The 12,566-nt window shown below is 66.6% G+C and carries 10 protein-coding genes; 7 read left to right on the top strand and 3 right to left on the bottom strand.

Going from position 1 to position 12,566, the window contains the following annotated elements; genetic code table 11:
* Positions 1-90: 90 nt before the first annotated feature.
* Entirely contained in the window at positions 91-654 is a 564-nt protein-coding gene (locus tag RMCN_RS11620; RefSeq protein WP_005131302.1) for a TetR/AcrR family transcriptional regulator, read from the top strand.
* 181 nt (positions 655-835) lie between these two features.
* On the opposite strand, the gene RMCN_RS11615 is transcribed toward RMCN_RS11620, so the two are convergent.
* Entirely contained in the window at positions 836-1,705 is an 870-nt protein-coding gene (locus tag RMCN_RS11615; protein WP_011560583.1) for a metal-dependent hydrolase, read from the bottom strand.
* Positions 1,706-1,774: 69 nt separating this feature from the next.
* Between RMCN_RS11615 and RMCN_RS11610 the strand changes: the two genes are divergently transcribed.
* From RMCN_RS11610 to RMCN_RS11585, 6 genes are all read left to right on the top strand, one after another.
* Positions 1,775-2,449 (top strand): TetR/AcrR family transcriptional regulator, encoded by a 675-nt coding sequence (locus RMCN_RS11610; protein WP_011560584.1) that lies wholly within the window; start codon positions 1,775-1,777, stop codon positions 2,447-2,449.
* 343 nt (positions 2,450-2,792) lie between these two features.
* Positions 2,793-4,394, top strand: a complete 1,602-nt coding sequence (locus tag RMCN_RS11605) for an acyl-CoA carboxylase subunit beta (protein WP_011560585.1) — start codon at positions 2,793-2,795, stop codon at positions 4,392-4,394.
* A gap of 5 nt (positions 4,395-4,399) precedes the next feature.
* Positions 4,400-6,433, top strand: coding sequence for an ATP-binding protein (locus tag RMCN_RS11600; RefSeq protein WP_005116476.1), 2,034 nt, complete (start codon positions 4,400-4,402; stop codon positions 6,431-6,433).
* A gap of 54 nt (positions 6,434-6,487) precedes the next feature.
* On the top strand, positions 6,488-7,642 hold the full coding sequence (locus tag RMCN_RS11595) for an acyl-CoA dehydrogenase family protein (protein ID WP_011560586.1): 1,155 nt from the start codon (positions 6,488-6,490) through the stop codon (positions 7,640-7,642).
* A gap of 26 nt (positions 7,643-7,668) precedes the next feature.
* Positions 7,669-9,222, top strand: a complete 1,554-nt coding sequence (locus RMCN_RS11590; protein ID WP_011560587.1) for an acyl-CoA synthetase — start codon at positions 7,669-7,671, stop codon at positions 9,220-9,222.
* Positions 9,223-9,441: 219 nt separating this feature from the next.
* On the top strand, positions 9,442-10,035 hold the full coding sequence (locus RMCN_RS11585; RefSeq protein ID WP_011560588.1) for a TetR/AcrR family transcriptional regulator: 594 nt from the start codon (positions 9,442-9,444) through the stop codon (positions 10,033-10,035).
* Here the strand turns inward: RMCN_RS11585 and RMCN_RS11580 are convergent.
* The gene (locus tag RMCN_RS11580) at positions 10,032-11,756 is read right to left on the bottom strand and encodes an acyclic terpene utilization AtuA family protein (protein WP_011560589.1); all 1,725 of its coding nucleotides are present in this window, start codon (positions 11,754-11,756) and stop codon (positions 10,032-10,034) included. The genes RMCN_RS11585 and RMCN_RS11580 overlap by 4 nt on opposite strands.
* Positions 11,753-12,565 carry a TIGR03084 family metal-binding protein gene (locus RMCN_RS11575; RefSeq protein WP_011560590.1) on the bottom strand — a complete coding sequence of 271 codons (813 nt, stop codon included), beginning with the start codon at positions 12,563-12,565 and terminating at the stop codon, positions 11,753-11,755. Before RMCN_RS11575 ends, RMCN_RS11580 begins: the two co-directional genes overlap by 4 nt.
* Position 12,566: the final 1 nt, after the last annotated feature.

Here is a 12,566-nt window from a genome sequence, read left to right as displayed (position 1 = left end):
GCACCTTGTCAAGATGGAGAGGTGCGGTCGAGAAACAAGCGCTGGGGTGGTCGGACCGGGGCCGAGCGTCGTGCCGAGCGACGGCAGCAATTGATCGAGGCCGCAACCGAGATTTGGAGTGAGAGCGGTTGGGCCGCGGTCACTATGCGCGGCGTATGCGCCCGCACAGGGCTGAACGATCGATACTTCTACGAGGGCTTCAAGACGCGCGATGAGCTGCTCGTTGCTGCGTGGGATGGCGTCCGCAATGACATGCTCGGCGAGGTCGCCGCGCTCTTCAACGAGCGTGCGAATCGGCCGCCGATCGAAACCATCACCGCGGCGATCACCATCGTGGTCGACCGGATCGCACGCGATCCCGGCCGGGCACGCATCCTCCTCGCTCAGCATGTCGGTAGCTCACCGCTACAAGACCGCCGCGCCGTGGCGCTACAGGAAGCAACGCAGTTGGTCGTTGAGGCAAGCCGGCCACACCTCCGACAAGATGCCGACGAGATAGCCCTTCGCATGGACACCCTGATCGCTGTCGGGGGATTCGTCGAAGTCATCACCGCCTGGCACTCCGGTTTGCTTGCGGTGACCGAGAAAGAAGTGGTCGCGCACACCAGCAGACTTGCTGAAACCCTGGCTCAACGCTATGTCATCAGCGACTGATCGAGGCTCACAACAGGCCAGCCAGCCCCGTGGCGATCGCTGCGAACCGCATTTGCGGGTCCGACCGCCACCTTCACCGGCCACCGAGCACCGAATCCGTGAGTCACCGACGCGTCGCACCCTGTTCGGAAGGAGCGACGCAGGAACGGTGCTCCTGCGTCGCCGCACTTCCGCATCTTTGCTATCCCGACGAAGCGATAACTCGCTGTGAACCGTCTTGGTCGAACAGTTCTTTGCTCCAATGCTCCAGGACCGCGGCGCTGTCCCAATCATCAGGATGGAAACCCGGGCGATTGTAGGAACGGAAACGCCGCAGCGCATCGGCGGTGAACATCGGGGTGCGACTAAAGCGGTACAGACTGCGCACCAGGGTGACCGGGTTATATGAGGCTCTATCAGCGGCCATAGACAAGGCAGTCTGCAGAATGAGCTCGCCGAACAGAATTACTGAAGCGATCCGCATGCCCCGTACACGGGTGCGCTCGGTTGCTCCCACCAGCCGATAGACATCAAAGGCAACCGCTTTGTGCTCCGACTCCTCGAAGGCATGCCACAGCAGAATCGGTCGAACCTCTGTCTGGCCGATGAGCTTCTGGGCGTCTTCGCTGGTAAGAATGATTTCTGCCAGCGTAGCGGTGTAGTGCTCCAACGCGGAGGTCATGGACAGCCGCATTTCCGGCGAAAAGCGCCGTTCCAATCGCTTGATCAAGCGTCCGACATGACGGTCGATTCGCGCGGTCGGATAACCCATGACCTGGAGTCGCTCGTTTAGGAGACGATGCTGGTGTCGATGTGTGGCCTCTTGTCCGATGAAACCCTTGACCGCTGTCTCTAGTTGGGGATCGTCGATGGAACTCTGGAAGTTCCTGACCGAGCGGATGAAGAAATCCTCGCCTTCCGGGAACGTCGCAGAAAGCACCGAGATGAAATGGCTCATCACCAGGTCGCCATCGACAAAATGTTGCCGCTTCGTGGAGGTCGGCATCGGAAACCGAACGCGCCTGGGTTTTGGCAGCACCCGGGTCGGGGTCGGGGCTTGATCGTCCGACATTTGAGGTCCTTCCTCGAAGTTTGGATCTGACTTTATGCCTTGTCAGATAAGACTGCCAGACTGTAGGACATGAGTCCAGCACGTGTCTATGGCGGGCTGTCCGCAACTCAACGCGATGCACAGCGTCGCGTGATGTTGATTGATGCCGCGGTCTCAATCATGGGCACCCACGGAGCTACCGCGTGCACCGTGACCGCCGTGTGTGCGAAATCAGGAGTGACGAGCCGGTACTTCTACCAACAGTTTCGCGATCGAGACGCGCTCTTGCGTGCGGTATTTGCCAAGATCTCCACTACCTTCCAAGCGGTGATAACCAGCGCCATTCCGGACGACACGGTTGCTCCTCAAGAACTGGCTTACGCTCCGATCAAGGCCCTGGTTCAGGTGATCGAGAACGATCCCCGCATGGCCCGCATACTGTTTGTCGAGTCGGGCGCAGAACCCCTCCTTCGGCAGCTGCGAAGCGATCTGATGACCGATTTTGCGGAGCTGGTGCTCAGAGAGGCCCGCTTGCACCTCGATATACCCAGCGATGTGCTCCAAGTCGCAGATCTCGCCGCTACCTACGGTGTCGGGGGCCTGTTCGAGATACTCCGTCGCTGGATAGATGGACAACTGAACCTCTCGACTGAAATGCTCATCGAGCACTGTGCGGGTTTTCTCGGCATTCTCGGCCTGTATACCCTCGGACAGGCGCCTGATCAGGCCGCTCCGCCGCTGGCCAAAGCCGAGGAGACCCGATAGATTCTGGCCGACCGGCGTTATGCACTACTCGGTTGGCTGAAGGGCATGGCGCGACACTGACAATCGCTGCGGGTGTTCACCCGAGATCGCGAACCGTAGACTCCACGCGCGCCGGACGAGGAACTCGATACGACCTCGCACGGGCCCTGTGTGCCGTCCCTCCCCAGTCAATTCCTTCGATCGCTCGATCTGCAGCGAACGCACCGCTTCGATCCTCGCCATTCGACGGAACCACGGCGCGGAACAAATCCGACGCCCGCCTGCGCCGTTGTCACCTGATGTTAATTGCGGCTAACATCAGCGCCTAGTAGATCGACGTCGATGCTCGCCCGGAAGGAAAACTTTGGTACAGGTCCTGCCCGATCGGGTCGACGACACCGCGCCCGGCTATCTCAAGAACCGCGAAGGACTGAGCGCGCAACTCGACACCATCGCGGAGCAACTGGCGCTGGTCAACGGCGGCGGCGGCGCGAAATACGTTGCGCGCCACCGTAAGCGGGGCAAGCTGCTTGTCCGCGAGCGCATCGAGCTGATGCTCGACCCCGACACGGCGTTCCTCGAACTATGCCCCTTCGCCGCCTGGGGCAGTAAGTTCCCCGTCGGCGGTAGCGTGGTGGTAGGCATCGGCGTGGTCGAGGGCATCGAGTCGATGATCATCGCCCACGACCCCACCGTCCGCGGCGGCGCATCGAACCCTTATACCTTCCGCAAGGTGTTCCGCGGCATGGCCATCGCGCGGGAGAACCGACTGCCCATCATCAACATCGTCGAATCTGGCGGCGCCGACCTGCCCACACAGGCAGAGATCTTCGTGCCCGGCGGACAGCTGTTCCACGACTTGACCCAGCACAGCGCAGCGGGGCTGCCGACACTGGCCCTGGTCTTCGGCAACTCGACCGCGGGAGGTGCGTACGTCCCGGGCATGTGCGACTACGTCGTGATGGTGCGCAACCGTTCCAAGGTGTTCCTCGGCGGTCCGCCGCTGGTCAAGATGGCCACGGGCGAGGTCTCCGATGACGAGTCGCTCGGCGGCGCCGACATGCACGCCCGCACCTCGGGGCTGGCCGATTACATGGCCGAGGACGAGCAGGATGCGATCCGCATCGGCCGTCGCATCATGGCGCGGCTCAACTGGCGGAAGAACGGCCCCGGACCCACCACGCCGCCGCACCCACCGGTGCACGACCCCGATCAGCTGCTCGGCATCGCGTCGGTCGATCCGAAGGTGCCCTTCGACCCCCGCGACGTCATCGCCCGAGTGGTCGACGGCTCGGCCTTCGACGAGTTCAAACCTCTCTACGGCACGTCACTCGTCACCGGCTGGGCCTCGATCCACGGCTTCCCGGTCGGCATCCTCGCAAACGCACGGGGCATCCTGTTCAGTGAGGAGGCCGAGAAAGGTTCGCAGTTCATCCAACTGGCAAATCAGATCGACACCCCCCTCATCTTCCTGCAGAACACCACCGGTTTCATGGTCGGTGCCGAGTACGAACAGGGCGGCATCATCAAGGACGGCGCCAAGATGATCAACGCCGTATCAAACAGCACGGTCCCCCACGTGACCATCACCATGGGTGCGTCCTACGGTGCCGGGAACTACGGCATGTGCGGGCGATCGTACTCACCGCGTTTCCTATTCGCTTGGCCTAACTCGAAGTCGGCCGTGATGGGTCCGGCGCAACTGGCCGGAGTGCTGTCCATCGTGGCGCGCGAGTCCGCCGCCGACCGCGGGCTGCCCTTCGACGAGCAGGCCGACGCCCAGATGCGCGCCGCCGTCGAGGAACAGATCGAGCGCGAATCCGTCGCACTGGCCAACAGCGGCCGACTTTACGACGACGGGATCATCGATCCCCGCGATACGCGGACCGTTCTCGGGTTCTGCCTGTCGGTGATCCACAACGGCGAGGTCCGTGGCCAGCGTGGCTACGGCGTGTTCCGGATGTGATGGCGATGCCCAAGATCCGCAAGGTCCTGGTCGCCAACCGTGGCGAGATCGCGCGGCGGGTGTTCCGCACTTGCCGCGATCTCGGGATCGCCACCGTCGCGGTCTATTCCGACGCCGACGCCGACGCGTGGCACGTCGCCGACGCCGACGAGGCCGTGCACCTTCCCGGCTCGTCTGCCGCCGAGACCTACCTCGACATCCACCGGATCATCGCCGCTGCCTCGCTCACCGGCGCGGACGCAGTACACCCCGGCTACGGCTTCCTTTCGGAAAACGCCGGGTTCGCGCGCGCCTGTGCCGCCGCCGACCTCGTCTTCATCGGTCCGCCGCCCGGGGCGATCGACGCGATGGGCTCGAAGCTGCAGGCCAAGAAGACGATGTCCGACGCGGGGGTGCCTGTGCTGCCCGGTGGCGACACGACGGGGCTATCGGCCGAGCAGCTGGCGAAGCTGGCCGCCGACGTCGGCTACCCCGTGCTGGTCAAGGCCAGCGCCGGCGGCGGTGGCCGAGGCATGCGCATTGTCGCGTCGCCGGACGAGCTCGACGAAGCGGTCACCTCCGCTTCGCGTGAGGCCGCCGCCGCGTTCGCCGACGGCACCGTCTTCCTCGAGCGTTACGTCCAGCGCCCACGCCACGTCGAGATCCAGATCATGGCCGACACGCACGGAAACGTCGTCTCTCTGTTCGAGCGCGAGTGCTCCGTGCAGCGTCGACACCAGAAGGTGATCGAGGAGGCGCCGTCACCGGTCGTCGACGACGCGTTGCGCGCTCGGATGAGCGAGGCCGCCATCGCCGCCGCGCGCGCCGTCGGCTACGTAGGCGCCGGGACGGTCGAGTTCGTCTACGACGCCGCTCAGGATGGCAAAGCCGACTCCTTCGCCTTCCTAGAGATGAACACCCGGCTGCAGGTCGAGCACCCGGTTACCGAGCTGATCACCGGCCTCGACCTGGTGCGTGCCCAGCTGCTCGTAGCCATGGGCCGCCCGCTGCCTGAGGAGATGCACAACCCGCGAATTCGCGGTCACGCGGTCGAGGCCCGGCTGTGCGCCGAGGATCCGGCCGATGACTACCGGCCCTGTACCGGCACCCTGCGCACCTTGGATGTCCCGGCGCTTGCCGGCGTGCGGGTTGACTCGGGTTTTCGTGCCGGTTCGGTCATCAGTCATTACTACGATTCGCTGCTGGCCAAGGTCATCGCGTGGGCACCAACGCGCGACGAGGCACTTGCCAGCCTCTCGGCGGCGCTGGCCGGCGCCCGTATTCACGGCGTGACCACCAATCGCAACCTGCTTGTTCGCGTCCTGCGCCATGACGAGTTCGCCGGGCGGGGCACCGACACTGGGTTCCTTGACCGACACGACGTCGCCCAACTCGGCGCTGCCCTCCCAGACACGCAGTCCGAGCGCCTGCACGCCGTCGCGGCGACCGTGGCCGGGGTGGCCGCGCGGCGTGCCGTCGCAACTCTGCAGGCCACGTTGCCCGCCGGCTGGCGCAACAACCCTTCGCAGCCGCAGACCACAACCTGGCAGACCCAGGGCGGGCGCGAAGTGCGCGTCGGGTACACGTTAGGTTCGACAGGGACCTGCCTGCAGGTCGACGACGAGCCGTTGGCCGACGTCGAGGTTGTCGAGGGCAGTAGCGAGCGGGTGGTGCTGCGCGTCGACGGGGTGCGCCGCACTTATGATGTCGTCCTCGACGGCGATGTTGCCCACCTCGACTCGGTCGCCGGCTACTCCGCCCTGCGGCTGGCGCCACGCTTCGTCGACCCGAGCACTCTGAACCCGCCCGGGTCGCTCACCGCGCCGATGCCGGGCTCGGTGATCCGACTACCGGTCGCCGAGGGCGAGACGGTGTCAGCCGGTCAAACGCTCGTCGTCCTGGAGGCGATGAAGATGGAGCACACCGTCGCGAGCCCGATCGACGGGGTGCTGAGCGCCCTGCCGGTCCAGGTCGGCCATCAGGTCTCGAGCGGTGACGTCCTCGCCGTGGTCGAGGCGGTGGACGGCGGTGAAGTGGCGTCGGACGCCACGGAGCTCTAATGAAGCCGGCGCGCTCCCGATCGGTGGCGCGTCGATACCGATGTGAGGAGTGTCATGGAATTGCACGAGACAGAGGAACGTCAGGACCTGCGCAAGGCGGTCGCCGAGATCGCCAAGGACTTCGGACACGAGTACTACCTGGAAAAGTCGCTGGCCGGCGGGAAGAGCACCGAGCTGTGGCAGGCCGTGGGCAAACAGGGCTTCCTCGGGGTGAACCTTTCCGAGCAGTACGGCGGCGGCGGCGGCGGCATCTACGACATGCAGATCGTCGGTGAGGAGCTCGCCGCGGCGGGCTGCCCGCTGCTGATGACCGTCGTCTCGCCGACCATCTGCGGCACGATCATCCAGGCATTCGGCAGTGAGGAACTCAAGCAGCAGTGGCTGCCGGGCATCGCCAGCGGCGAGACGATCATGGCATTCGCGATCACCGAGCCGGACGCGGGCTCGAACTCGCACAACATCTCCACGACCGCGAAACGCGACGGCGACGACTGGGTCATCAACGGCACCAAGTACTACATTTCTGGTGTCGACGAAGCCGAAGCGATCCTGGTCGTCACCCGAACGTCTACCAACGACAGTGGTCGCGGACTACTCAGCTTGCTCGTCGTGCCCACCGATGTCCCCGGGCTCACCAAGTCACTCATCCCGGTGCAGGCGGTCACTCCAGAGAAGCAGTTCACTCTATTCTTCGATGACGTCCGCGTGCCGGCCGCCAACCTTATCGGCGCGGAGAACGAGGGCCTGCGCCAGGTCTTCATGGGCCTGAACCCGGAGCGAATCATGGGGGCGGCGCTCGGCAACGGCATCGGTCGCTACGCGCTGGATAAAGCCGCCGATTACGCCCGCAACCGCCACGTGTGGGGAACGCCGATCGGCTCGCACCAAGGCGTATCGCACCCGCTCGCCCACGCCAAGATCCAGGTTGAGCTGGCCCGGTTGATGACTCAGCGTGCCGCCTCCCTGCACGACGCCGGCGATCCGGGGTCGGGTGAGGCGTCGAACATGGCGAAATATGCCGCAGCCGAGGCGGGCATCCTGGCGCTCGACCAGGCGATTCAAACCCACGGCGGCAACGGCATGGCCACCGAGTACGGCCTCGCCACGTTGTGGGGTCCGGCCCGGCTCATGCGCACCGCGCCGATCAGCCGCGAAATGATCCTCAACTTCGTGGCGCAGCACAGCCTGAAACTGCCCGCGTCCTACTGAGTCGCCGCGGAATGAAAGGGAATCGAATGCAACTCGGCATCGGTCAGTGGGTGAGCCGGCGCGCCTTCCTCAACGGCGGGCGCACCGCGTTGATCAGCAACGGCGCGCACATCACCTACGCCGACCTCGATCGGCGCACCAACCAGGTCGCCGCCGCACTCATCGCCCTCGGCGTGCGCAAGGGCGATCGGGTCGCGATGCTGCTGGTCAATTCGACCGAGTTCATCGAGGTGCTGCTGGGCTGCGCCAAAATCGGCGCACTTGCAGTTCCGCTCAACGTGCGCCTTGCCGGACCCGAGATCGGCTACATCCTGGCCGACTCAGGCGCCGATGTTCTGGTCTTCCACGAGCCGTTCGCCGCGCAGGCCAGGAGCGCCGTCACCGAGTCCGGAGTCCGCGTGCGCCATGTCGTGCGCGCCGGTGGGGTGCCGGCGCCGGGCGAGCTCGGCTACGAAGACGTCGTCTCGGGCGCCGCGCCCGAACCGCTCAACGGTGACGTCGACGGCCGCGACCCCGCGTTCATCATGTACACGTCGGGGACGACGGGCCGACCCAAGGGCGCGATCCTCACCCACGACAACCTGCTATGGAACGCGATCAACGTCCTCGGCACCGACATCGGCCTGCGGGGCGAGGACGTCACCGTCGCGGTGGCGCCGATGTTCCACATCGGCGGGCTGGGAGTACACACCCTGCCGCTGTTGTACGTCGGCGGCACCAGCGTGATCATGCCGTCCTTCGAGCCGCGAGCGACGTTACAGGCGATGGCCGACCACCACGTCACGGTCCAGTTCATGGTGCCGGCCATGTGGACCGCACTCACACAGGTGCCCGACTTCGACTCCTTCAACCTGTCTGCGCTGCGTTTCGCCATGGGCGGCGGGTCGCCCGTCCCCCTCACGGTCATCGACTTCATGCGCGAGCGAGGCGTGCCCTTCACCGAGGGCTTCGGCATGACCGAGACCGCTCCCTTGGTGACCGTCCTCGACGCCGAGAACGTCAGCACGCGGGCCGGGTCGATCGGCCGCGTCGCAATGCATGTCGACGCCCGCATCGTCGACGACGACGACCGCGACGTCGCGACCGACACCGTGGGCGAACTGATCGTGCGCGGCCCGAATGTGTTCACCGGCTACTGGATGAAGGCCGAGGCGAGCGCCGAGGCGTTACGCGGGGGCTGGTTCCACACGGGCGACCTCGGGCGCATGGACGCCGAGGGCTTCATCACCCTCGTCGACCGCAAGAAGGACATGATCATCTCCGGCGGCGAGAACGTCTACCCGATCGAGGTCGAGCAGGTTCTCTTCCGCCACCCGGCGGTGTTCGACGCCGCCGTGATCGGCGGTAAGGACGCGAAGTGGGGCGAACGCGTCGTCGCGGTCGTGGTCGCCGACCCGGCGACACAGGCGCCGAGCGCCGAGGAGATCGTAGCGTGGTGCCGGGAGCGGCTGGCACACTTCAAGTGTCCGCGTGACGTGCACTTCGTCGCCGAACTGCCGCGCAATGCCACCGGCAAGCTGCTCAAGACCGAGCTGCGCGCGCAGTTCACGGGCATCGAGGGCGGAGTCGTTTTGCGCTGAGTCGTGCCGCTGCACATCGCGGGTTCGAAGCAGGGCCCCTAAATCATGAACTGAGAAGAGGATGCGACAGCATCGGCGGGGGCTAGCGGTTTCGTTCACCTCCCTTGATTTGGTGCGGCGGGTGCCGACGCAGGCAACCCCAGCGCCGGTAGGATCCCAGCCCGGCCCAGCGGATCGGACGGCGAACAACGTAACCACAAATCGACAGGAGGCCTGAAAGTGGCCGGTTTGCGCCGCAAACTGCTCCTCGAGGCCGCCGCCGACCTGTTCGCGCGGCAAGGCTTTCACGCCGTGGGCATCGACGACATCGGTGCCGCAGCAGGGGTGAGCGGGCCGGCCGTCTACCGGCACTTTCAGAACAAGGACGCGATCCTGCGCGAGTTATGCGACGCCGCCATGACTGAGCTGCTGGCCGGCGCCCGGCGCGCCACCAACGCCGGCACACCGACGGAGGTCCTGCACGCCCTTGTCGACCTACACGCGGCCTTCGGCGCGCGACGACGCGGCCTGTTGGCCGTCTACGCCCGCGAGCACCGCTCGCTGTCGCCGCTGGCGACCCGTGCCCTGCGACGCCGACAGCACAGGTACGAGTCCTTCTGGGTCGACGCGCTCGTACGAGCACGGGGCGATCTGGACCGTGAGCGCGCACAGGGCCTGGTCGCCGCCGTGCTGTCATTGCTCAACGCGTCCGCGTACATGCCGGCGTCGCTGGACGACGCGACGATTGAGGCGATGCTGGCCGCCGCGGCCGTTGCGGCGCTGTTCAGCCGCGCGGTTACACAGCAGGTAGACGGCGCCCCGCACCGGATTTAGTGTGTGTCGAGCAGCGATTCGGGAACGTCCACCACTCGGGATCGCACGTACTCCCCGAGCCCCTTGGCCTGCGCGTCCGGCCGGGTCGAGGAGGCCACCCCGTCACCGAGCAAGCCGTGCACCACCACGTTGAGCGCGCGCAGGTTCGGCAGTTCGAAGCGCTCGATGCGCAGGTGCGCCGTCTCCGGCCCGAGCAGTGTGCGCAGCCGCTCGACGCTCAGGTACTCGCGCGCCCACGCGTAACCGGGGTCGTCGCGTGCCCACAGTCCGAGGTTGGCGTTGCCGCCCTTATCTCCGGACCGCGCACCGAGTACCGACCCGAGCGGCGCGAGCCGCGTCGGCCCGGATGGCGCCGGCAGCTTCGCGGGCGGGGCGATCCCAGCCGGCGGGACCGCACCGGTCGGCGGGTCAGGGATCACGTGCCGATTGCCGTCGGCGTCGACGAGCACGTGCGTGAGGGCCGAGCGCGGAACGTAGGCCGGCCGGTAGACGCCGAACGCGGTCTCCGAGGACGGTGGCGTGGTGGTGTGGAAGCCGGCGAAACCAGCCAGGGCGATCTCCATGACCCCGCCGGAGAAGGCTCGGCCCACCTTTCGCGGGTCGGCGTCCTTCACCGTCACACGCAGGTGCGCGCAGGCTTGCTCGTTCGTCGGCGCATCGGAGACGTCGAAACGCAACAGTCGCACGTCGACTTCGTCGAAGGCGTCGCGTCCGCCGAGAACGTCGAAGAGCTGCTGTTCGGCGAAGGCCGCCTTGGCCTCGATGTCGAGGCCGGTGAGCACCATGGTCATCGTGTTGCGGAAGCCGCCCACCTCGTTCAGCGCCACCTTCAACGTGTCCGGCGGCGGACTGCCTTTCGTACCGCTGATCGCGACACGGTGCTCACCCTGTTGAGCCAGGCGAATGGTGTCGAAGTGGGCGACGACGTCGGGGCCGAGGTAGGCAGGTTCAGCGATCTCGTAGAGCAGCTGGGCGGTGACCGTGCCGACTGAGACCAGTCCCCCGGTGCCGGGATGCTTCGTGATCACCGAAGAGCCGTCCTCGGCGACCTCGGCGATCGGAAACCCCGGGTAGCGGCGGTCGGTGATCTCGTCGAGGAACGCGTAGTTGCCGCCCGTCGCCTGAGGGCCGCACTCGATCACGTGCCCGGCGACGACCGCACCCGCGAGCCGATCCCAGTCGGCGCGTGCCCAGGCGTGCCACCAGGCCGCGGGACCGACCACGAGGGATGCGTCGGTGACCCGGCCGGTCACGACGACGTCGGCGCCCGAATGCAGCGCCTCGGTGATGCCCCAGGCGCCGAGGTAGGCGTTGGCCGACACCGGTTTGATGTCGCCGACGGGCGGCGTGATTGCGTGGAGGTCGCCACGTAGGTCGTCGCCCTCGACGTGCGCGACGCGCGCGGTGAGGCCGAGACGTGCGGACAGCTCGCGCAACGCGGCGGCCAAGCCGGCGGGATTCAGCCCGCCCGCGTTCGCGACGACCTTGATGCCACGATCGAGACAGGTGCCCAGCACCTGTTCCATTTGGGTGAGGAAAGTCCGCGCGTACCCGCCGGACGGGTCTTTGGCCTGGGCCTTGGCCAGGATGAGCATGGTCAGCTCGGCCAGATAGTCACCGCACAGGACGTCGATCGGTCCGCCCTCGACCATCTCGCGGGCTGCGGCGATGCGGTCGCCGTAAAAGCCGGAGCAGTTGCCGATGCGGACCGGGACGCTCACCGCTGACCCCCTGCGAACTGGCCCGCCACGCGCCCGCCGCCAGGGGGCCCCGCGAAGGCCTGGGCGATCGCGAGCCACTGGTCGGCCAGCGGTCCGTCGGCGACCAAAGCGGTGTCGTCGCGGTGGCGGCGTTGGGTCACCAACAGGCAAAAGTCCAGCGCCGGCCCGCTCACGCGGTTGGCGGCGTCGGCTGGCCCCCACGTCCAGACGCTGCCGTCCGGAGCGGTCAGCTCGACGCGTACCGGGTCCGCGGGGAGGTCCAGACCGTTGGCCAGGTAGCTGAAAGCGCGCGCACCCACCCCGATGTGGGCCACGTGCCGCAGCCGTGCCGTGGCCTCGCGGGTCGCGCCGAGCGCGTCGACGATGTCCTGGCCGTGCGCCCAGGTCTCCATGAGTCGCGCTGTCAGCGACGAGACCGCGCTCATCGTCGGCCCGAACCACGGCAGGCGGGTCGCCGGGGCAATGTCCGCGAACGCCGCAACGAGGGCTGCACGCGACGTGTCGAACCACGCGAGCAGGTCGGCAGCCGGCATTTGACGGTAGCGCTCAGCGATGACGTCGGGTGAGATGCTTCCGTCGGCCATCATCGGCAGGTAGTCGCTGCTGAAACCGTCGGGGTCGGTGGCCGAGCGCACCGCCACGTCGTCGAAGAACGCCAGATGGCTGATCTGGTCGCGGATCGCCCAGCCCACGGCCGGAGTCGGCGCGTCCCAGCCGCGCGGACCTTCGGGCAGCGGTGCGATGAGTTCGCGCAACGCGGCCGTTTCGGCTTCGATGTCGGCGATTACCGACTGCATGGTCACCGCCATG

Source organism: Mycolicibacterium novocastrense (genome assembly GCF_001570485.1).
Taxonomy (GTDB): domain Bacteria; phylum Actinomycetota; class Actinomycetes; order Mycobacteriales; family Mycobacteriaceae; genus Mycobacterium; species Mycobacterium novocastrense.
Note: the sequence above shows the minus strand (reverse complement) of the source record. Positions and strands in the feature narration are given on the sequence as shown.